The organism is Streptococcus parasanguinis ATCC 15912, from assembly GCF_000164675.2.
In the GTDB taxonomy this organism is placed as follows: domain Bacteria; phylum Bacillota; class Bacilli; order Lactobacillales; family Streptococcaceae; genus Streptococcus; species Streptococcus parasanguinis.
Genome location: NC_015678.1, coordinates 134,099 through 155,206 on the forward strand (window position 1 = coordinate 134,099; position 21,108 = coordinate 155,206).

General features: G+C 41.3%; 23 protein-coding genes and 1 pseudogene. 22 read left to right on the top strand and 2 right to left on the bottom strand.

What is annotated here, in order from left to right; all coding sequences use genetic code 11:
• Positions 1-198: 198 nt before the first annotated feature.
• From HMPREF0833_RS00720 to HMPREF0833_RS00795, 17 genes and pseudogenes are all read left to right on the top strand, one after another.
• Positions 199-1,590 carry an APC family permease gene (locus tag HMPREF0833_RS00720; RefSeq protein ID WP_013903272.1) on the top strand — a complete coding sequence of 464 codons (1,392 nt, stop codon included), beginning with the start codon at positions 199-201 and terminating at the stop codon, positions 1,588-1,590.
• A gap of 104 nt (positions 1,591-1,694) precedes the next feature.
• Positions 1,695-1,931, top strand: coding sequence for a DUF2829 domain-containing protein (locus HMPREF0833_RS00725; protein WP_000141913.1), 237 nt, complete (start codon positions 1,695-1,697; stop codon positions 1,929-1,931).
• A complete protein-coding gene (locus tag HMPREF0833_RS00730) occupies positions 1,924-2,622 on the top strand; it encodes a 3-oxoacyl-ACP reductase (RefSeq protein ID WP_013903273.1) in 699 nt (232 codons plus the stop codon). Before HMPREF0833_RS00725 ends, HMPREF0833_RS00730 begins: the two co-directional genes overlap by 8 nt.
• A 380-nt stretch (positions 2,623-3,002) precedes the next feature.
• The gene (locus tag HMPREF0833_RS00735) at positions 3,003-3,662 is read left to right on the top strand and encodes an ABC transporter ATP-binding protein (RefSeq protein WP_013903274.1); all 660 of its coding nucleotides are present in this window, start codon (positions 3,003-3,005) and stop codon (positions 3,660-3,662) included.
• A gap of 4 nt (positions 3,663-3,666) precedes the next feature.
• Positions 3,667-4,869: an ABC transporter permease gene (locus tag HMPREF0833_RS00740; protein ID WP_013903275.1), complete on the top strand. Its 1,203-nt coding sequence runs from the start codon at positions 3,667-3,669 to the stop codon at positions 4,867-4,869.
• Between the two features lie 99 nt (positions 4,870-4,968).
• Positions 4,969-5,232 (top strand): annotated as a pseudogene (locus HMPREF0833_RS00745) (NUDIX domain-containing protein); the annotation flags it as partial.
• Positions 5,233-5,393: 161 nt separating this feature from the next.
• Entirely contained in the window at positions 5,394-5,843 is a 450-nt protein-coding gene (locus HMPREF0833_RS00750) for an SMI1/KNR4 family protein (protein ID WP_013903277.1), read from the top strand.
• Positions 5,844-6,049: 206 nt separating this feature from the next.
• A complete protein-coding gene (locus tag HMPREF0833_RS10955; protein ID WP_003016726.1) occupies positions 6,050-6,181 on the top strand; it encodes an Imm51 family immunity protein in 132 nt (43 codons plus the stop codon).
• 80 nt (positions 6,182-6,261) lie between these two features.
• Positions 6,262-6,867, top strand: a complete 606-nt coding sequence (locus HMPREF0833_RS00755; RefSeq protein ID WP_003016708.1) for a DUF6707 family protein — start codon at positions 6,262-6,264, stop codon at positions 6,865-6,867.
• A gap of 39 nt (positions 6,868-6,906) precedes the next feature.
• Positions 6,907-7,404, top strand: a complete 498-nt coding sequence (locus tag HMPREF0833_RS00760; protein WP_003016740.1) for an NUDIX hydrolase — start codon at positions 6,907-6,909, stop codon at positions 7,402-7,404.
• Positions 7,401-7,841 carry an ASCH domain-containing protein gene (locus tag HMPREF0833_RS00765; RefSeq protein ID WP_013903278.1) on the top strand — a complete coding sequence of 147 codons (441 nt, stop codon included), beginning with the start codon at positions 7,401-7,403 and terminating at the stop codon, positions 7,839-7,841. Before HMPREF0833_RS00760 ends, HMPREF0833_RS00765 begins: the two co-directional genes overlap by 4 nt.
• Before the next feature lie 545 nt (positions 7,842-8,386).
• On the top strand, positions 8,387-9,766 hold the full coding sequence (gene glmU, locus HMPREF0833_RS00770) for a bifunctional UDP-N-acetylglucosamine diphosphorylase/glucosamine-1-phosphate N-acetyltransferase GlmU (RefSeq protein ID WP_013903279.1): 1,380 nt from the start codon (positions 8,387-8,389) through the stop codon (positions 9,764-9,766).
• 9 nt (positions 9,767-9,775) lie between these two features.
• Entirely contained in the window at positions 9,776-10,321 is a 546-nt protein-coding gene (locus tag HMPREF0833_RS00775) for an NUDIX hydrolase (protein WP_013903280.1), read from the top strand.
• A gap of 11 nt (positions 10,322-10,332) precedes the next feature.
• Entirely contained in the window at positions 10,333-10,668 is a 336-nt protein-coding gene (gene macP / locus HMPREF0833_RS00780; RefSeq protein WP_013903281.1) for a cell wall synthase accessory phosphoprotein MacP, read from the top strand.
• 24 nt (positions 10,669-10,692) lie between these two features.
• A complete protein-coding gene (locus HMPREF0833_RS00785; RefSeq protein ID WP_037616522.1) occupies positions 10,693-11,385 on the top strand; it encodes a 5'-methylthioadenosine/adenosylhomocysteine nucleosidase in 693 nt (230 codons plus the stop codon).
• A 162-nt stretch (positions 11,386-11,547) separates the two neighbouring features.
• Positions 11,548-12,171: an endonuclease III gene (nth, locus tag HMPREF0833_RS00790; protein WP_013903282.1), complete on the top strand. Its 624-nt coding sequence runs from the start codon at positions 11,548-11,550 to the stop codon at positions 12,169-12,171.
• A gap of 265 nt (positions 12,172-12,436) precedes the next feature.
• Positions 12,437-14,404: a peptide ABC transporter substrate-binding protein gene (locus HMPREF0833_RS00795; protein ID WP_013903283.1), complete on the top strand. Its 1,968-nt coding sequence runs from the start codon at positions 12,437-12,439 to the stop codon at positions 14,402-14,404.
• A gap of 184 nt (positions 14,405-14,588) precedes the next feature.
• Here HMPREF0833_RS00795 and HMPREF0833_RS00800 read toward each other — a convergent pair whose 3' ends face one another.
• Positions 14,589-14,975, bottom strand: coding sequence for a bleomycin resistance protein (locus tag HMPREF0833_RS00800; protein WP_013903284.1), 387 nt, complete (start codon positions 14,973-14,975; stop codon positions 14,589-14,591).
• 11 nt (positions 14,976-14,986) lie between these two features.
• Positions 14,987-15,814 (bottom strand): exodeoxyribonuclease III, encoded by an 828-nt coding sequence (locus tag HMPREF0833_RS00805; RefSeq protein WP_003014402.1) that lies wholly within the window; start codon positions 15,812-15,814, stop codon positions 14,987-14,989.
• A gap of 135 nt (positions 15,815-15,949) precedes the next feature.
• Here HMPREF0833_RS00805 and HMPREF0833_RS00810 point away from each other — a divergent pair, with 135 nt between their 5' ends.
• The 5 genes from HMPREF0833_RS00810 to HMPREF0833_RS00830 all read left to right on the top strand — a co-directional run bounded on the left by HMPREF0833_RS00810 (position 15,950) and on the right by HMPREF0833_RS00830 (position 20,953).
• Positions 15,950-16,402, top strand: a complete 453-nt coding sequence (locus tag HMPREF0833_RS00810; protein WP_003014412.1) for a DUF3290 family protein — start codon at positions 15,950-15,952, stop codon at positions 16,400-16,402.
• Entirely contained in the window at positions 16,399-17,031 is a 633-nt protein-coding gene (locus HMPREF0833_RS00815; RefSeq protein ID WP_003014418.1) for a DUF421 domain-containing protein, read from the top strand. The genes HMPREF0833_RS00810 and HMPREF0833_RS00815 overlap by 4 nt, the downstream gene beginning before the upstream one ends.
• A gap of 140 nt (positions 17,032-17,171) precedes the next feature.
• Positions 17,172-19,223, top strand: coding sequence for a penicillin-binding protein PBP2B (gene pbp2b / locus HMPREF0833_RS00820; protein WP_013903286.1), 2,052 nt, complete (start codon positions 17,172-17,174; stop codon positions 19,221-19,223).
• A gap of 10 nt (positions 19,224-19,233) precedes the next feature.
• Complete coding sequence (recR, locus tag HMPREF0833_RS00825; RefSeq protein ID WP_003002450.1) at positions 19,234-19,830, top strand: recombination mediator RecR; 597 nt, start codon at positions 19,234-19,236, stop codon at positions 19,828-19,830.
• Positions 19,831-19,906: 76 nt separating this feature from the next.
• Positions 19,907-20,953 (top strand): D-alanine--D-alanine ligase, encoded by a 1,047-nt coding sequence (locus HMPREF0833_RS00830; protein WP_013903287.1) that lies wholly within the window; start codon positions 19,907-19,909, stop codon positions 20,951-20,953.
• Positions 20,954-21,108 lie beyond the last annotated feature (155 nt).

Here is a 21,108-nt window from a genome sequence, read left to right on the forward strand (position 1 = left end):
CGCTTTTCAAGCTCCAAAGATGACCTAATGAGGGAAACAAAGTTTCCTTAATCCGCAACCTTCAACAATCTCCCAGACCGTTGAAGCTATGCGGGGCTGGGGAGCCTTTTCAACCTTATTTTACTAGTCGGAGTTCTTTCCCACTCCCTTTTCTTGTTCAAGTATGATAGAATAAACTCAATAGATGGGAGAATATACATGAATCTATTTCGAAAAAAAAGTCTCGGGCAAGTACACCCGGGTCTGAACCGTCATTTACGATTGTGGGATTTGATTATTTTAGGAATCGGTGCCATGGTGGGGACAGGGATCTTCACGATTACGGGGACTGCAACGGCGAATTTAGCTGGTCCAGCCCTCATCATTTCGATTGTGATTGCGGCTTTTTGCGTCGGCTTATCTGCCCTCTTTTTTGCAGAATTTGCCTCTCGTATCCCTTCAACTGGTGGAGCCTATAGTTACCTCTATGCCATTTTTGGAGAGTTTCCAGCCTGGATTGCAGGTTGGTTGACCGTGATGGAATTCATGACCGCCGTATCAGGGGTAGCCTCAGGTTGGGCTGCTTATTTCAAGGGGTTGTTGGCCAATCTTGGCTGGCGTCTGCCGACGGCTTTAAATGGGACTTTTGATCCAGCTGCGGGAACTTATGTGGATCTCTTACCTATTTTGGTCATGGTCCTAGTCACCGCCTTGGTCCTTATGAATGCAAAAGCTGTCTTACGCTTTAATTCCTTGCTGGTCTTACTCAAGTTCTCAGCTCTTGCCTTGTTTATTCTTGTCGGGATTTTTCACCTAAATCCTGGTAACTGGGGAAACTTTGCCCCTTATGGCTTTGGCGAAATTTATGGTGGTCAAACAGGGATTATGGCTGGCGCTTCGCTCATGTTCTTTGCCTTTCTTGGTTTTGAGTCCATTTCAATGGCGGTCGATGAAATCAAGGAACCACAAAAGAACGTTCCTCGTGGCATTGTCCTTAGTCTTTTGATCACAACGGTTCTTTATATCTTGGTTACCCTGGTTTTGACCGGCATGGTTCCTTTTAAGAACTTAAATGTAGATGATGCGGTTGCCTTTGCCCTCCGTCAGGTAGGAGCCGGCTGGGCAGGGAATTATGTATCGCTGGTCGCTATTTTGACCCTGATTACCGTCTGCATTTCGATGACCTTTGCCCTCTCACGGATGATTTACAGTTTGGCGCGAGATGGCCTTTTGCCAAAAGCTATGAAACAGCTCGATCCTAAAACCAGAATTCCAAAAAATGCGACCCTGGTCGCTGGATTAATGGCTGCCATTGCTGGTGGAGTTTTTCCGCTAGCTAGTATCGCTTCCTTTTTAAATATCTGTACCTTGGCTTACCTGGTTATGTTGGCCTTCGCTCTCTTGAAATTGCGCAAGGAACACGGGGCTCCTGGACCTGGTGAATTTAAAACGCCTTTGGTTCCGGTCTTGCCAATCCTATCGATTGTGGTCTGTGTGTCCTTTATGACCCAGTATTCTCTATCGACCTGGCTGGCTTTCGGAGTTGCTCTCCTGATTGGGATAGGAATTTATTTTGGCTATGGGTATCGCCATTCAGAAGAACATAAATAAAAGATGAAAGCTAGAGTAGAAGAACTCTGGCTTTTTGTATAGGGAAAGCTCTTTTTTTGGTATAATAAAGGGAGAAAGTTAAATAGATAACAAAGGAGAACACCATGACATTTGAAGAGATTTTACCAGGATTAAAGGCCAAGAAAAAATATGTACGAACAGGATGGGGTGGAGCAGAAAACTATGTCCAATTGTTTGATACCATCGAGCAAAATGGAGTGGCTCTGGAAGTGACACCTTATTTCCTCATTAACGTGTCTGGTGAAGGCGAAGGCTTTTCCATGTGGAGTCCAACTCCCTGTGATGTTCTAGCGACAGACTGGGTAGAAGTACATGACTAAACGGGTCTTGATTACAGGCGTGAGCTCCGGGATTGGTCTGGCGCAAGCTCGTTTGTTTTTAGAAAAGGGCTACCAGGTTTATGGAGTGGACCAAGGAGCGGATCCTCAGTTGCCAGGCGATTTTCACTTCTTGCAGAGGGACTTAACTCTTGATTTGACGCCGATTTTCGACTGGTGTCCTGAGGTAGATGTCTTGTGTAATACGGCTGGGGTCTTGGATGATTACAAACCGCTTCTTGAGCAAAGTGCTCAGGAGATTCAGGAGATTTTTGAGATTAACTATGTGACCCCGGTGGAGCTGACACGGCATTATCTGACTCAAATGTTGGAGAAGAAGCAAGGGATTATCATCAATATGTGCTCGATTGCTTCTAGCCTAGCAGGCGGAGGTGGGCACGCCTATACCTCTTCTAAACATGCCTTAGCAGGATTTACCAAACAGCTGGCCCTGGATTATGCAGAAGCTGGGGTTCAGGTCTTTGGGATCGCGCCAGGAGCTGTTAAAACAGGCATGACCGCAGCGGATTTTGAGCCAGGAGGCTTGGCTGACTGGGTAGCTAGTGAGACGCCCATCAAACGCTGGATTGAGCCAGAAGAAGTGGCAGAAGTCAGTCTCTTTTTGGCTAGTGGGAAGGCATCTGCTATGCAGGGACAACTCCTGACCATTGATGGTGGCTGGAGTTTGAAGTAGGGAAATGAAAAAGCAGGAGTTAAAATCTTATTATGAAATGTAATTGTTTTTTCCTTACTGAAAAACTATCAAACCTAGGTGGACAATTGAGTTAGGACAGTAGTGAGACAGGTATTTACCTCTATGCTAAAGAAGATCTTACTGAACGAAATTAAACCTACCAGAGTGATCATGATGAATCAGATTTTTTTATAATTAGTCAAGATGGAGGTCTAGCCTATTTCATCAAAAAATACGGGGATGATAACATTTATGAAGATAACGGAGGGTTAGTTCAGAATAACTTTCTGAATGGGATACTTGAAACTTTAAGAGATTTTTTTAGAAGAAACGAATAGTACAATTGATTTGCTAAGTTATTGTGGAATGAAGGTGAAATCATGATTAAATTAGTGAATGTTACTAAATGTTTTAGTGATGGATCGAATGTCAGATATATTTTCAAAAATTGTAATTTTGAATTTAAAAAAGGTAGCACGACTGCAATAGTTGGCCGTTCTGGATTAGGAAAAACTACTCTTGTTAAATTAATATTAGGGATTACCAGTTTAAATGAGGGGGATATCTTAGTCTGTGGTAGTTCCGTTTTAGATATGAAAAATTTGAGTAAGGTAAGGCGTAGGAATATTGGCTGTGTGTTCCAAAACTTTAATTTGATTTCAGGTTTTACGGTGAAAGAAAATATTCTACTTCCAAGATATTTTTTTGAAAATGGAGAGAATAACATTAACGAAATTTGTAACACTCTAGGTCTTTCAAAAGAAATGTTAAGTAAGAGTATTGATAAGATTAGTGGAGGTGAAAAACAAAGAGTTGCTTTGGCAAGAGCTCTTATTAATAATCCAGAAATATTGATAGCAGATGAACCTACTGGTAATTTAGACGCTGATAACGAACAAAATATAATAGAATTGTTAAAGAGGATCAATGAAGAGTTAGGTATCACGATTATAACAGTAACTCATAGTGATAAGGTGGCGAATAGTATGCAGTCTATTTGCACAGTTGTTGATGGCAAAATTGAGTACGTAAGGAGATGATAAAATGAATCATTCCATATTATTCATTGCTAGAAGAGATTTAGAAGTTAACAAACGAAGATATAGATTAGTTAGACTGTCAATAGCGATCTCTGTTTTGCTAATTGTTTTAGTGATGCTCATTTCTAATTCTTTCTATAATAAAATGATTAAAGAAATGACTGTAGCAAATAAAAATGTTGTTACTGTTGCCTTTGGTAATAAAGAAAATTCTCTGAATTATAAAGCTTTGCCTTTGTTTTCTAATGAAGATATTGATCGAGTAAAAAAAATAGATGAAGTAAAGAATGCTACTGGTGTAAAACTTTTATTTACGGATGATATCAAATTCCAAAATGGTAAGACATCGGTTTCCAATACCATCCATTGTCTAGAAGAAAAGTATTTAAAAAACCTGAATATTAGAATTGCTGATGGAAAATTTCCAGAGAAGGACAATGAAATATTAATCGGAAATTCCGTACACAAGGCTACATCAATGAATGTCGGAGATACGGTGACTATTAAGATTGATAATCATTATGTAAAGTTTGTAATTTCGGGCATTATAGACAAGCAAGAAGCGCAGTTGTTTTCTACGTTGCCAACAGAAATAAATCAAATGATGGCAATAAATATTAATAGTAGTAGCGTCTCATCAAATAAATATTACTATCTGAATGCTACTGTAAAAAATGGAACCGATTTAAATGAGGCAGCAAACAGGATAGAAAAGATTGTTTTAAAAAATGAAAATTTAAAACAATCTTTATCAGGGACAGGATTAGATGTTGTTGTAGCAACACAACAGGATGTTATAAATATGCTATCCAGATGGTTTTCCTACATTGACCTTTTTATCCTATTAATCATAGTTCTTATCTCTATTGTAGCGATTATTAATATTATCAATATTCTAGCCATTACCATTCAGGAGAATCATAAACAGATCGCAACTTTTAAAATCATCGGTGCATCTGATCGACAGATAAAAAGAATTTATTTATTTGAAAGCTTCATGATGGGAGTACGAGGTACAAGCGCGGGATTGGTGATAGGAATTGCTATTTCTTATTTGATCATCTTTTTGAGTGGATTACCACTAGATATTGAACTTATCAGATTGTTGTTCCCAGTATTAATAGGGATTCTCACTTCAGTTTTTGCAGGATTTTTGGTATCTAAAAAAATTACTAAAATAGATATTGAAAAAGTATTAAATCAATAGAGAAGAAATGATTAGTGGCAATCATAGATGGTGTTGCAAAAAGAAAAGCTATACTGATTTCATTATCGACTGAGCTTTGAATGAAAGTAGGAGGATTTGATGAAAATCAAACATCACTTTGGGGTATACGGAGTCTGTCTTCAAGAGGGAAAACTGCTCTGTATTGAAAAAACAAGAGGACCTTATCAACATCGTTTTGATCTACCGGGTGGTAGTCAGGAACTCGGTGAGGGGTTGACAGAAACCCTCAAGAGAGAAGTTCTGGAAGAGACGGGCTATACCCTTAGCCGTTACTCAAATCCTAGGGTTTATGACGTGCTGGTTCAAGAAGAAGGGCAAGACTTCTGTCTAAGACGGTTGATTGAGCGATCAGTATGGGTTGAAAAAGTAAAATAATAAAGTAAAATAATAAGGATAAAATGAGTCTAGTAAAACCGCTAGGCTCATTTTCTATTTTAGCTTTATGGAAAGGGAATCTTATGGTATGATAGACTAAAAGGGACCTGTAATATGGAGGTCAAACTATGGAAAGAGAGACTCAAAAAGGAGAAGGGATGCTCGTATTGACAGACACAGATCCAGCTATTTCAAGAGAAGATCTTTTACAATTTGAGGAGTTTCTTGGAAAGAAATTGCCGGAAGCCATGAAGGATTTTTATCTCAAGTACAACGGTGGCCAGCCCCAAGTAAGGGGTGTTCACGATGATTATCATCTCTTTCCTTTCAATTCCTTTGACTCACTTGAGGAGATAAGGAAGTCTCTTACCTGGTTTGACGATGAGGCTGTGCCTGCGGGATTTAAGGCCACAGACCTTCTCCATTTTGCCTATGATCCTGGATCGGGCAACTATGCTCTTTCTTTAAGGGCAGAAGATTATGGCAAGGTGTATTTCTATGTTCTAGAAGAAACAGCTGAGGTGTATGGTCAATGGGCATCTTTTGAGGTTTTTTTGAACTCCTTTGTTGAAGAGTGAGATTAAAAAGGAGAAGGGATGCGAAAACATAAATGAATAATTGCCCCTTTTAACTTGCATGTTTATGATGAGAATCCTCAAAATGTTCGAGGGTCGTTTATTTATTACACTGATGTAGAATACAGACTAGAATTGTTTGACACTCGAGAAGAGGAGGGATTTGAAGGAAATAGCTACGATTTGGCATCTCTGGATTTGGAGAAAAAATGCCTGAATTAAGTAAAGCTATCGACTTTGATCCAGAAGGAAGTATGTTTTGTGCTTATTCTTCCAAGGTAGACGCCTTAGCTAGATTTGCACTTGGATTGAAAGAGTTTGTGATGATACCAACACTATGAAAGACTTGTTTAGCCGAGCAGAGTTGGATTAGTTGACTAAAATCTCTTTAAATTTTAAAAAAGAATAGAAAGGATTTCAGATGAAGCTATCGGAAATAGTTGAACAACTGGAAAAACATCCAGACCTACATCTCTATTTAGATAAAATTTTAAAAAAGAATAAGAAAACCCAAGCTAGCTATCTCGAATCGCTAAATCATCTGGCTTATTTACTTTATCTGAATGGTCAAGAGGAAATAGCTAAGGAATTATTAGATAGTATCATACAAGTTCCATTTGAAGGGAATTATAACACTTGGACTTTTGTTGATAGCTCTCTGGTTTTATTGGCCTATCTGGAAAGAGAGGCAGAAAATAAAGTATTCGACTATAAAAAAATCCTTTTATCTCCATTAGAACAGGGAGAAGAATCCACTCAAAACATAAGAAGGAGAGTTCATCAGAGATTTTTGAATGGTGATAGCTTGGAGCAAAAGCTTGCAAAAATCGAGCAAGCTTCAAGTACTGAATCAGAAATGGAACGCCGTCTGCTATACTTAACAGATCTACTGAAAATTTACCTCTTTATTACTGAGTCAACTTGTGAAAAGACAGATATCCAGGCAAAAATCGAAGAGAATACGGAGATACTGAAGAAGTATATCAAGGAGCATGAAATCTATAGCCTCTTTCCTTTTAAGGGATAAAGTGAGCTAGCAATCTTTAACTTTTAGAAAGAGTGGAATATGGAAATCAAAAATCACTTTGGTGTATACGGAGTCTGTCTTCAAGACGGGAAATTGCTTTGCATTGAGAAAACGAGAGGACCTTATCAACATCGTTTTGATTTACCGGGTGGTAGTCAGGAAGTAGGGGAGGGACTGACAGAAACTCTCAAGAGAGAAGTTCTGGAGGAGACAGGCTATACGCTTAGCCAGTATTCAAATCCTAGGATGTATGATGTGCTGGTTCAAGAAGAGGGCAAAGATTTCGCTGTACACCATATCATGGCCTTTTATGACGTGGTACTCGATTTCGAACGTCCTCAAAAATCCCTTCCTCATGAAGTTCTTGATGGAAGCAATGATTCAGCAAAGGCAATTTGGTTAAATTTGGAAGAGATTACTGCCGATAATGCTTCGCCTTTAGTATTAAAGGTAAAGGCAGAGTTACGAGGATTTCCAGAATTAGAACTGACAAGCTATAGAAATTGGAAGGTAAAAGAAAAGAAGGAGAAGAAATGACACCTCAAGAAATGTGGAATGCCTACAGGCAAATCAACCCCTCTATCGGAGATGAGATAGATGCCTGGGCTTTTGGAGTGGAACCAGACCTTTTAGCGGAACTGGTCTTTAAAGGCGAAAAAACAGCAACAGCCTCAGCCTACGATCTCTATGCAGTAGAGGACGAACCCCTTCCACAAGAAGGAACTTTTGATGTTGTTTTAGACAGTAAGGATCAAGCTGTCTGCATTATTGAAATTACAAAGGTTTCCGTTCAGCCTTTTCATCAAGTGTCAGAAGACCATGCCTATAAGGAAGGTGAAGGAGACAAATCTCTGGCTTATTGGCGTCAGGTTCATGAAGACTTTTTCAAAGACTGCTTAGGAGAAGCAGGACTGACTTTTACACCTGACAGAAAGGTGGTTTTAGAAGAATTTCGTAAGGTTTATCCATTATAGATACGCTCTCCTTTTAGGAGAGTCATTATTGAAGACAAAATCAATTTGAAAACTTTCCTTAGGTGAGTACGGACGTCAGCGAACTTCCTCGAAGTTCCATGATTAATTAAGATACAAAGGGCGTCTGCGGATACTGTCAAAATAGGAAGTTTGACGCAGAATCTTTAGATTCTAGGAGAACTTATCTTTTTGACACAATCCGCAGCCCGTGTTCAATTAGTTTTGAGCCTCTTCGCTCCTTAATTTCTGGGCTCAGGCTAAAACAGTTTCCCAAACTGTTTTACTCTCAAAACTCCCGAGTGCTTGAAATGATTGTATTTCAAGCACTTTTCTCACAGCGGAAAGTTTTAGTATATTTTTGATTAATTTTTAAAATTAAAACTATTATTACTGATTTGTAGAGTAACGTTACTTATCTTACTAAAAAATAGTTTGTCTACATTCGAGCTTTCCTTATAGGAGAGTTTTTTGGTTTGGGTCTTATTTTCCAAAAGGGCTAAAAAATGGTATAATATAAGCGATATTGTACAGAAAAGAGAAATGTTATGCCAAATTATGCCATTATTTTAGCAGCGGGGAAAGGTACCCGTATGAAGTCAGATTTGCCTAAGGTTCTTCACAAGGTTGCAGGGATCTCAATGTTGGAGCATGTCTTCCGTAGTGTTGGAGCCATCTCACCTGAGAAGACGGTAACGGTTGTGGGCCACAAGGCGGAATTGGTGGAGCAAGTCCTAGCTGGACAAACAGAATTTGTTAAACAAACCGAACAATTGGGAACTGGTCATGCGGTAATGATGGCAGAGCCAGTCTTGGAAGGTCTTGAAGGCCATACTCTTGTCATCGCAGGAGATACACCTTTGATTACGGGTGAAAGCCTCAAACACTTGATCGACTTTCATATCAACCACAAGAATGTGGCAACCATTTTGACAGCCGAAGCAGCCAATCCATTTGGCTATGGTCGGATTGTTCGTAATGACAATGCGGAAGTGCTTCGAATTGTCGAGCAAAAAGATGCGACAGATTTTGAAAAGCAAATCAAAGAAATCAATACAGGGACTTATGTCTTTGACAATGCGCGCCTCTTTGAAGCGTTGAAAAATATCAACACTAACAATGCCCAAGGCGAATACTATATCACGGACGTGATCGGTATTTTCCGAGAAGCAGGTGAAAAAGTCGGGGCCTATACGCTTAAAGACTTTGATGAAAGTCTTGGGGTCAATGACCGCGTGGCCCTTGCGACAGCAGAAGGCATCATGCGTCGTCGCATTAACCAAGCCCACATGGTCAATGGGGTGAGCTTTGTCAATCCAGATGCAGCCTATATCGATGTCGATGTTGAGATCGCACCAGAAGTGCAAATCGAAGCCAATGTTACCCTAAAAGGGCACACAAAGATTGGGGCTGAAACCGTCTTAACCAATGGAACCTATATTGTGGATAGTGAAATTGGTGCAGGTGCCGTTATTACCAACTCCATGATTGAAGAAAGCATGGTAGCAGATGGCGTAACGGTAGGACCATACGCTCATATTCGCCCAGCTTCTACCCTCGCCAAAGATGTCCATATTGGAAACTTTGTTGAAGTCAAAGGTTCATCTATTGGCGAAAATACCAAAGCAGGTCATTTGACCTACATCGGCAACTGTGAAGTCGGTAGCAACGTTAACTTTGGTGCAGGAACTATCACAGTGAATTACGATGGCCAACATAAGTTTAAAACGACGATTGGAAACAATGTCTTTGTCGGCTCCAATTCGACGATTATTGCGCCAGTTGAATTAGGCGACAATTCCTTAGTCGGTGCTGGATCAACCATTACCAAGGATGTACCAGCTGATGCGATTGCGATTGGTCGTGGCCGTCAAGTGAATAAAGAAGAGTATGCCCTTCGCTTGCCACACCATCCTAAAAATAAATAGGAGATTCTCATGCAATTTGAAGAAAAAACCATTGAGCGCAAGGAGATTTATCAGGGGCCAATTTTCCAAGTGGTCACTGATCAAGTAGAACTACCCGCTGGAAAAGGCCAAGCGCAGCGTGATTTAATCTTCCATAACGGAGCAGTAGCGGTTTTGCCGATCACAGAAGATGGGAAGACGATCTTGGTCAAGCAGTACCGCAAGGCGATTGAAAGGACCTCGGTGGAGATTCCAGCAGGGAAGTTAGAAAAGGGAGAAAATGCAGATCCTAAAGCGGCTGCTCTGCGCGAATTGGAAGAAGAAATTGGCTACACAGCGGACCTAGAGTTATTGTATGATTTTTATTCAGCCATTGGATTTTGTAATGAGCGGATCAAACTTTATGGTGCGTCCAACTTGAAAAAGGTTGAAAATCCACGTCCACAAGATGCGGATGAGACCTTAGAGTTATTAGAAGTAACCTTGAAGGAAGCGAAAGATTTGATCCTGTCTGGTGAAATCTGTGATGCCAAGACCATCATGGCTATCCAATATTGGGACTTAATCAATAAATAGAGGAGGATCCGATGGGAAAACCTTTATTAACCGATGAAATGATTGAACGAGCGAGGCGAGGTGAGGACATTTCGGATCCTAAAATGGTCGATGCTGAAGAGACGAAGATTATTCGGACAGACCACAGAGGATTTGGCTATGAACGTCCTATGAGAGAGAGTCGTATGGAGCATCCACAAGAGCGTTATTCTCAGGATACTGTGCAGATCCAAGTGGAGCCCACAGTGACCAAGAGTCGTCGCATTGAAGAACGCAAACAAAGTGTGGTCCAATCCAAACTCAATAAGATTTTGTTCTGGATCATTGTGCTCCTCATTGCCTTAATCATTGCTATTTGGCGTCTGTAAGGTCGTCACAAGGAGAGAATGGATATGAAAATTGGAATTATCGCAGCCATGCCCCAGGAGTTAAAGATTCTGGTTGAAGCCCTTGAAAATGGGGAAAAGCATCTGCGTCTTGGAAAAGTCTACTATACAGGATCGATTGGTCGCCATGAAGTCGTTTTGGTTGAAAGTGGCATCGGAAAAGTCATGTCTGCCATGAGTGTAGCCGTCTTGGCCAATGATTTCAAAGTGGAAGCCATTATCAATACAGGATCTGCAGGAGCAGTCGCACCGGGAATGGCTGTTGGAGATATCGTTCTTGCGAATAAATTGGCCTATCATGATGTGGATGTGACAGCCTTTGGCTATAAGTATGGTCAAATGGCAGGTCAACCACTTTACTTTGAATCCAGTCGCTATTTTGTATCAGAAATGAAAAAAGTTCTGGAAGAAGAAGCTGCAACCACGCATGTTGGCTTGATTACAACAGGAGATAGCTTTATCGCGAGTGAAGAAAAAGTCGCAGCAATTCGGGAGCATTTCCCAGAAGTATTGGCGGTTGAGATGGAAGGGGCAGCCGTTGCCCAAGCCGCTCATGCAGCTGGACGTCCCTTTATGGTTATTCGAGCTATGAGTGATACGGCAGATCACGCAGCCAATATTTCTTTTGATGAATTTATCGTAGAGGCTGGCGAACGCTCTGCTCAGACCCTGATTACCTTCTTGAAGAGATTGGTGTAAAATAAACAATAGAGCCAAGGAATATCTTATGATAGAAGTGGGACGAAGAATGAAGTTCGATTCAATTTCATTTCCAGTCCCTCTTCTTTTTTTGAAGCTGATTTTTTTAGAAATAGGGTGTTTTCATGCTATAATAAAGTCTAGTAATGTAAAGGAGAAATTATGGTTTTATCAAAGAAACGGGCACGCCATGTGATTGAAGAAATTATTGCTCTCTTTCCAGATGCTAAGCCAAGTTTGGATTTTCGCAACCATTTTGAATTACTAGTAGCAGTCATGCTCTCAGCTCAGACGACAGACGCGGCTGTTAACAAAGCGACACCAGGTTTGTTTGCGGCTTTTCCAACCCCACAAGCTATGGCAGCAGCCAGTGAAGCCGCTATCGCCAAGCATATTTCTAAATTAGGCCTCTATCGAAATAAGGCCAAATTTCTCAAAAAATGTGCCCAGCAATTGCTAGATAACTTTAATGGTCAAGTGCCTCAGACTCGCGAAGAGTTAGAAAGCCTGACAGGAGTAGGCCGCAAGACAGCAAATGTCGTTATGAGTGTAGGATTTGGTATTCCAGCCTTTGCTGTCGATACCCATGTGGAGCGGATCTGCAAACACCATGATATTGTCAAGAAATCAGCGACGCCATTGGAAGTTGAAAAGCGGGTCATGGATGTTCTGCCAAAGAGCGAATGGCTAGCTGCCCATCAAGCTATGATTTACTTTGGACGGGCTATCTGCCATCCTAAAAATCCTGAATGTGACCAGTATCCACAACTCTATCATTTTGATTAGGAATCAGTTCCTCTGCTCGAACGAGCAGAGGTTCTTTTTTAGGCTGAACGTATATTTATTAAAAGGATTGAAAGATTCGGTTTTGCAAACCTGTGGTGGTAGGTGCCTAGATTCGCCTATCCAGCTTTTTTGAGATTGATTTCAAGATGCTTTTTCTTGACATCTTATTATATTCATTCAGAAATAACGAACTTTTTTAAAATAAATTTGGTTTTTTTAAAGAAATAGTGTATAATGGTAGAAAATCTAACATAAGGAGATAGTGATGAAAGCAAAAAAACTGTTAGCTCTTGCAGGAGTTTCTGTTGCAGGTGCCTTTCTCTTAGCAGCGTGTGGTGGTGGTAGTAGCAATCAAGCAACCTACTCATTTGTCTATTCAGCGGATCCAAATACCTTGGATTACATCGCTGCAACTCGTACAACAACTTCAGATGTCACAAGTAACCTTGTAGATGGTCTTCTTGAAAACGACCAATACGGAAACTTTGTGCCAAGTCTAGCAGAAGATTGGACTGTCTCTGAAGATGGATTAACCTATACTTACAAACTTCGTAAGGATGCCAAATGGTATACGAGTGAAGGAGAAGAATATGGTGCTGTAACGGCTCAAGACTTTGTTACAGGGATCAAACACGCGGTTGAGTCTAAATCAGAAGGTCTCTTCTTGATTCAAAATTCGATCAAAGGTTTGGATGCCTATGTAAAAGGGGAAACCAAAGACTTTAACACAGTTGGAGTCAAAGCCTTAGACGACCACACCATCCAATATACTTTGGTCCGTCCAGAAAGCTTCTGGAACTCAAAAACAACCTCAGGTGTTCTTTTCCCAGTCAATGCTGATTTCTTGAAATCTCAAGGAAAAGATTTTGGTTCTTTGAAACCTAGTAGCATCTTATACAATGGTCCATATTACTTGAAATCATTGACTTCAAAATCTGAGATTGAATTGGTCAAGAACAAAGACTATTACGATGCGAAAAATGTTCATATCGATAATGTCAAATTGACCTTTAACGATGGATCAAACCCAGATTCTATCATTAAAAACTTTGAAAAAGGTCAATATTCCTTTGCATCTGTTATGCCAAACAGCTCGACTTACAAGAGCGTTAAGAAAAACTTTGGCGACAACATTGTCTACGGTTTACAATTAGGAACATCCTACTATCTTGGATTCAACTTGGACCGTCAAAAGTATGACCACACTGCCAAAACAACGGATGAACAAAAAGCTTCTACCAAGAAAGCAATCCTGAACAAGGACTTCCGTCAAGCGGTAAACTTTGCATTTGACCGTAAATCTTATGCAGCACAAGTATCCGGGGCTGATGCGGCTGAAAATACCCTTCGTAGTACCTTGGTGCCACCAACCTATGTCCAAATCAATGGAGAAGATTTTGGTAAAGTCGTTGAAAAACAATTGGTTACCTATGGAGACCAATGGAAGGGTGTGAATCTGGACGATGGTCAAACAAGCCTTTACAGCCCAGAAAAAGCCAAGGCTTCATTTGCGAAAGCTAAAGCTGAATTGCAAAAACAAGGAGTTCAATTCCCAATTCATTTGGACTATATTGTCAGCCAAGTGGACAACAGCATGGTCCAACAAGCTAGCTCCTTCAAACAATCTGTAGAGTCAGCGCTTGGTGCAGACAATGTCGTTGTGGACCTTCAAAAGGTTTCGGATGATGATTTCCAAAATATCACCTATTTCAGTGATACAGCAGCTGCGAGAGATTACGATATCTCAGGCGGTGGTTGGGCCCCTGACTACCAAGATCCATCCACTTATCTCGAAAGTATCAGCCCAGTTAATGGTTCAGTTTCATACTATTTTGGTATAGATGCGGGAACAAACAACCCAGCCATTGCAGCAGTTGGTTTGGACCAATACGCCAACATGTTAAAAGATGCGGATGCTGAATTGTTGGATCAAGCAAAACGCTACGAAAAATATGCAGCAGCACAAGCTTGGTTGACGGATAGTGCGATTACGCTTCCAACTGTTTCAAATGGTGGTTCTCCAATGCTTCAACGGACCGTACCATACAGTCGTGCTGCTTCATGGGTTGGTACAAAAGGAACAGGAACATTCTACAAATACCTTGAAATGTCCAAAGATGTTGTCACAACAAAAGACTTTAACAAGGCCAAAGAAGAATGGTTGAAGAAAAAAGCAGAATCCAATAAAAAAGCTCAAGAAGATCTCAAAGATCATATTGAGAAGAAAAAATAAAATTGATCTTTCATTGAAGATGAGCAAAAAAAGCCGGCCCCTGTAAGAAGGGGCCGGCTTTTTTAGGTTTCGAATGATAGTCCGTCTCGTTCTTTTGGATGAAAGATAAACAAATTACCCGCTATTGAACTGCACCCCAAATAATAGATTTTTGGTTATAGCTCATAGACGGGTGATGATTATTCTATTCACTAAATCTTAAAAAATAGCCATCTGGATCTAAAACTGAAAATTCATGAGGATAGATATACTGTTCACCAACACGAAATTCTCTTTTGGTCAATGGACGATGAATAGGATAGTTAGATTCTAGCAATTTTTGATAGAGTCTAGGGACATCTTTTATGCCAAAGGAGATATTGACTCCACGACCAAATGGATAGGTTAGTTCAGCTAATTCATCCTTTGTTCCCTCCTCTAGCATGAGCTGGCAATCTTCAAGAGACAGGAAGAGAAATTTTTCTTCTAGACGCTGGTATTCGATGGTGAAACCCAGTAAATCACAGTAGAAGGAACGGGACTGTTCTATATTCGATACCATAAACTCGGGAATTACTGCATTGTAGTTCATAAAGAAAATCCTTATAATTTAATCTCCAAGACAATGGGTGTGTGGTCTTGGCGTGCGCCTGAGTCGATCATATCTGACTTGGTAATTTTGTCTGTCACACGGTTACTTGTGAGCCAATAGTCGATTCTCCAGCCTGTATTGTTGATTTTTGAAGTCTTGCTGCGTTGCGCCCACCAAGTGTAACGCTCCGGCACATCGCCGTGGAGGTGGCGGAAGGTATCTGTAAATCCTTTGGCCAAAAGATTTGTAAATCCTTCGCGTTCTTCGTCTGTGAAACCTGGTGAACGACGGTTGCTGGCAGGGTTAGCAAGGTCGATTTCCTTGTGAGCAACGTTGTAGTCACCGGTTGCAAGGACAGGCTTTTGCTTGTCTAGTTCAGCCAAGTATTTCGCATATTTGACATCCCAGACTTGACGTTCTTCCAAACGTTTGAGACCATCACCAGCGTTTGGTGTGTAGACCTGAGTCACGAAAAAGTGATCAAATTCTAGTGTAATGATCCGACCTTCCAAGTCCATGGTCGAAGGAGCTCCGATTTCTGGGAAAGTCACAACTGGTGTGAGCTCTTTTTTATAGAGGAACATGGTTCCAGCGTAGCCTTTACGAGCCGGTTCTTGAGAAGAGCGCCAGGTGTTTTCGTAGCCAGGGAAGAGTTCCTCAAGGATTTCAAGGTGTTTTTTGGTAGGTCCTTTGGCGGATAACTTGGTTTCTTGAATGGCAATGATATCCGCATCCTCAGCGACCAAGGTTTGAAGGACTTCTTGAGAAAGTTTAGCGCGTGCTGAATCACTAGTCAATGCAGCATTAAGCGAGTCGATATTCCATGAAATGAGTTTCATTGTGTTTCCTTTTCTTGACATGATAGATAATTTTATTATAACAAAAATTTAATGATTTTCTGATTAGAATGCCTTGAATTCTCTCCTGAAATCCATTATAATAGCTTGAATTCATTTGGAGAAAGGGAGTTCATTATGAAATTTTACTCTTATGACTATGTATTGAGTCAGATTAGTCAGCAAAATTGGGTGACCATTGGGATCTCTGGTTTGCTCATTCTACTGACCAGTTTTTTTGCGGTGAAAGCTTATCGGGATAAGCACGATAGCAAATTCCGTGAATTATCCATTATTTCCATTTTGACTCTGGTTGCAGTGGTCTTGATCGGCATCAGCAATTTCCAAAATAGCCAAAGTAATAATGACCAATTCCAACGTTCTCTGCATTTTATTGAGGTTATCTCAAAGGAGTTGAATGTCAAAAAAGAAAAGGTCTATGTCAATACTTCGGCAGCCACAGATGGGGCGATCCTGAAAGTTGGAGCAGTTTATTACCGAGCTATCGCAGGATCTGACCCAGATAGCTACCTATTAGAAAAGATGGATCTGTATAAAACAGACGTGGAACTTGTGGAGGTGAACAAATGACAGTAGATTTTTTAGCCATTTTGATTAAATTAGCTCTCGGCTTGATTTCCTTGGTATTTGTGATCAATGTGACAGGGAAAGGCAATCTAGCACCAAGTTCTGCAGTAGACCAGATACAGAACTTTGTTCTGGGGGGAATTATTGGTGGGGTTATTTACAATAGCTCCATTACCATTCTTCAATACATTGTGATTCTCTTGATGTGGACCATTTTGATCTTGCTCTTAAAATGGCTCAATACCAATGTTCGTTTTATGAAGCATTTGATTGATGGAAAACCTACTGTCATCATTAAAAATGGGAAACTCGATCCGGAAGCTTGTCGTTCCAAAGGACTTTCTGCTTCAGATGTTGCCTTGAAACTACGTGGACAAGGGATTTTTCAATTAAAAGATGTGAAGCGCGCTGTTATTGAACAAAATGGTCAATTGATTATTGTACGTTTGGGAGATGAGAATCCTAAATACCCGATTATTACGGATGGCGTAGTTCAGCTTGAAATTTTGGAAACAATTGGAAAAAGTGAAGAGTGGCTGCTGGCTGAATTGGAAAAAGAAGGCTATGACAACGTTTTGGATATTTTCATTGCCGAGTACGACAAAGGAAAGATCAACGTGGTGACCTATTAGTAGAAGAGATTGGGCGAGCCTGTCCAATCTTTTTTCTTTGTAAAATTCCAGGAAAGGCCTCTTCATTTTCTTGAGATACTCTTGAAAAAATAGTAAAATGAAAGGAAAGTGTTTATTAGAAAAGAAGGATAGAAAATTTCATGAAGAAAAAAATACGGAAGTTTGAGAATCATTCGATAACACGCAGGCTATATCTGCTGTTTAGTTTGATTTGCCTTCTTTTTTTAGTTCTGATTGCTCGGCTTGGCTATATGCAGATCACTCACCAATCCTATTATACGGATAAATTGGCAAAAGCTACGAAAAAGACGGTCAAACAAGGGAGTGTGCGAGGGCAAATCTATGATGCTTCTGGCAAGCCCTTGGTGGAAAATGTGGGGAAACAGGTTCTGACATTTACGCGGGATCGTAAAATGACAGCCCAAGAAATGCGAGAGACTGCAGGGAAACTCTTACAGTACGTTGATGTAGAGGATCCTCAAGTGACCGAACGGCAAGAAGTAGACTATTATCTAGCCAATACCAAAGTCTATCAAGAGGTCGTGGAACATCTGCCTGAGAAAAAGAAATATGATACAGATGGAAATCGTCTGCCGGAAGCTAAAATCTATCAAGCGGCAGTGGACAGCATTGATCCTTCGAAACTCGGTTACACTGATGATGAGAAAAAGATCATCTATCTTTACAGCCAGATGAATGCTGTGGAGAATTTTGCGACGGGAATCATTACGACGAAAGCGTTAGGTGCTGAGCAGATTGCGACCATCACTGCTGACAGTCAAGATTTTCCGGGAATTGCCATCACGACTAGCTGGGACCGCAAGGTTTTGGATACTCCTCTAGCCTCTATTATTGGGAATGTCTCAACCGAGCAGGCGGGGCTTCCAGCAGAAGAGGTCGACCAGTATGTCAAAAAAGGTTACGCTCTTAATGACCGGGTTGGAACGTCTTATCTCGAAAAGGAATATGAAGAGGTTCTCCAAGGGAAACGCAGTGAAAAAGAAATTCTTCTGGATAAAAATGGCAACATAGAAAAAGTGGTCGATGTTTCGAAAGGGGCTAAGGGAGAAAACCTCAAGCTCTCGATTGATTTGGATTTCCAAAAAGGGGTGGAGGATATTCTCCGCTCTGCCTTTAGCGCAGAGTTGCAAGCTGGAAATGCGACCTACTCCGAAGGTGTCTATGCAGTAGCCCTGGAGCCCGATACAGGGAAGGTCCTTGCCATGGCAGGGATTAAACATCAGGCTGGTAGTCAAGATCTATCAGCAGATGCTTTGGGAACAGTGACCAACGTCTTCGTCCCAGGATCCGTGGTCAAAGGAGCGACCTTGACTTCGGGATGGGAAAATGGAGCCATTTCTGGGAATCAGGTGCTGACCGATCAGCCGATTGTTTTTGCAGGATCAGCTCCTATCAATTCTTGGTTTACCCAATACGGTAGTCGTTCCATCAATGCGGTGGAGGCTTTGGAATACTCCTCTAATACCTATATGGTCCAAATTGCCCTTAAGATGATGGGGCAACCCTACACTCCAAACATGACCTTACAAGTGGATCAAGTAGACCCTGCTATGAAAAAACTCCGTTCTACTTTTGCAGAGTATGGTCTTGGAACGACAACGGGGATTGACCTTCCCAATGAATCGACTGGTTTTATCCCGAAAGAGTATACAGTCGGCAATTATTTGACCAATGCCTTTGGCCAGTTTGACAACTATACACCGATGCAATTGGCCCAGTATGTGGCGACAGTTGCGAATGATGGGAAGAGGGTGAGTCCTCATGTCGTTGAAGGCATCTATGACAATAATGATCAAGGGGGCCTTGGTCAGTTGAAAAAAGCGATCGAAACTAAGGAGCTCAATCAGGTGCATATCTCAGCGGAGGACATGGCTTTGATCAAGCAAGGGTTCTACCAAGTTGCAAATGGTACGAGTGGGTTAACGACAGGAAAGACCGTGGGTCGAGGTGCTAGTGTGCCCATTAGTGCAAAGACCGGTACAGCTGAAACCACAGTCGATGGAGGCAAACAAGCCATTAATACCAATGTTGTGGCTTATGCACCATCAAACAATCCAAAGATTGCGGTAGCAGTGGTTTTTCCACATAATACCAATCTACAAGCGACGGTCAGTCATTCCATTGCGCGTGACATTATTAATTTATACAATCAGAAACACCCCATGAATTAGAAAGGAAATTATGCTTTATCCAGCACCTATTGCAAAATTAATTGACAGCTATTCGAAGTTGCCAGGAATTGGGATCAAAACAGCGACTCGTCTGGCTTTTTACACGATTGGTATGTCAGATGATGATGTCAATGAATTTGCCAAGAACTTACTGAATGCCAAGCGTGAGCTGGGGTATTGCAGTATTTGTGGAAATTTAACCGATGAAGAAACCTGCGAGATTTGTCGAGATGAAACGCGAGATCCATCCCTCATTCTGGTTGTAGAAGATAGCCGGGATGTATCTGCTATGGAGAATATCCAGGAATACCACGGTCGTTACCATGTCTTGCATGGCTTAATCTCGCCCATGAATGGCGTGGGACCCGATGATATCAATCTCAAGAGTTTGATTAGTCGCTTGATGGATGGAACAGTCACAGAGGTCATTGTTGCGACCAATGCGACGGCAGACGGGGAAGCGACATCGATGTATATCTCGCGCGTGCTCAAGCCAGCAGGGATCAAAGTGACACGTTTGGCACGGGGTCTGGCAGTTGGAGCCGATATCGAGTATGCGGACGAAGTGACCTTGCTTCGCGCGATTGAAAATCGGACAGAATTATAAGAGAAGTTCTTTCGAAAGGGCTATCATTGTGGTATACTATCAAGTAAGAAATCAAGGGAACAATTAGGGAGAAAATATGAGTAAACAAGACTTAATCCTGTTGTATGGTGGACGTAGTGCAGAACGTGAAGTTTCTGTTCTTTCAGCAGAAAGCGTGATGCGCGCGATTGATTACCAAGCATTTTCGGTTCAAACCTACTTTATTACGCAGTCAGGAGACTTCATCCAGACGCAAGCTTTTGAAGAGAAACCAGCGGATGATGAGAAATTGATGACCAATGATACAGTGGACTGGTCTAAAAAAGTGGCACCATCTGCGATTTACAAGGAAGGAGCAGTGGTCTTTCCAGTTCTTCATGGACCAATGGGAGAAGATGGTTCCATTCAAGGCTTCTTAGAAGTCTTGAAGATGCCTTATGTTGGCTGTGGCATCCTAGCTTCCAGTGTTGCGATGGACAAGATCACGACCAAACGGGTCTTGGAGTCTGCAGGGATTCCACAAGTTCCTTATGTAGCTGTAGTGGAAGGCGATGACTTGGAAGAGAAAATTGCTGCAATTGAAGCCAATCTCTCTTATCCTGTCTTTACCAAACCATCCAATATGGGCTCTAGTGTTGGGATTTCAAAATCTGAAAACCAAACAGAACTTCGGACTGCTCTTGAATTAGCCTTTAAATACGATAGCCGTGTCTTAGTAGAGCAAGGGGTTAATGCGCGTGAGATTGAAGTTGGACTGCTTGGAAACTATGATGTGAAGAGCACCTTGCCAGGTGAAGTTGTGAAAGATGTGGCCTTCTATGATTATGATGCCAAATACATCGACAACAAAATTACCATGGCGATTCCAGCTCAATTGGATCCTGAGGTTGTGAAAACCATGCGGACCAACGCAGAAAAAGCCTTTCGTGCAATCGGTGGTCTGGGCTTGGCGCGTTGTGATTTCTTCTATACAGATAAAGGAGAGATCTTCTTAAACGAACTCAATACCATGCCAGGATTTACCCAATGGTCTATGTATCCTCTGCTTTGGGACAATATGGGACTCAACTATACAGATTTGATTACCAAGTTAGTAGAGCTTGGAAAAGAAGTCTTCCAAAAACACGAAGCGCATTTGTTGTAAGAAAAGAGAGAGTGGGACAGAAATCGGTAATTCGTTAGAATTCGATTTCGTCGTCCCACCTCCGCACAGTTGAGTAGGGCTGTAAAAGCTGATGAAATCAGCGTAGTAGAGCCCATTCAACCACTGCGTCTTACTCGACAATCCAAAAACAATCA